This window comes from Micromonospora qiuiae, from assembly GCF_016863555.1.
Lineage (GTDB): Bacteria > Actinomycetota > Actinomycetes > Mycobacteriales > Micromonosporaceae > Micromonospora > Micromonospora qiuiae.
The window spans coordinates 1-588 of record NZ_BOPC01000206.1; the positions used below are offsets into that span (position 1 = coordinate 1).

The following is a 588-nucleotide window of genomic DNA, read 5'->3' on the forward strand; positions in this document are numbered from 1 at the left end:
GGCTACCGCTCGGCGACCGTCACGCCGTCCCGCTGCCCGGCGCCACCACCGAGGCCGACCCGGACATCCGCCACCGCTTCGACGAGCGGGACCGGCGCAGCGGTGACGACGCCGCGTACGTCATCTACACCTCTGGATCGACCGGCACGCCCAAGGGTGTGGTGGTGCCGCACCGCGGCATCACCCGCCTGATCGGACAGCCCGACTACGTCCGGCTCACCCCGAGCAGCGTGGTGGCGCAACTCTCCAACGCCAGCTTCGACGCGATCACCTTCGAGGTGTGGGGCGCGCTGGCCAACGGTGGGCGGGTGGTGGTGGTACCGACCGAGACCGTGCTCTCGCCGAACCGCCTCGCCGCACTGCTGCGGGCCCGGTCGGTGAACACAGTCTTCATCACCACCGCATTGTTCAACGCCACCGTCAACGCGGTGCCGGACGCGTTCGCGACGGTCGACCAGCTCTACTTCGGCGGCGAGACCCTCGACCCGGGCACCGTCGGTCGGGTGATCGACGGCGGGCAGGGCCCCGCACACCTGCACAACATCTACGGCCCGACCGAGGTGACCACCTTCTCCACCTACACCCGCC

1 protein-coding gene is annotated in these 588 nt (G+C 70.4%); it reads left to right on the forward strand.

Translation table 11 applies throughout. The annotated features are described in order from the left end of the window. The coding region (locus Vqi01_RS30445) for an AMP-binding protein (RefSeq protein ID WP_204038570.1) at nucleotides 1–588 on the forward strand (588 nt) is incomplete at both ends.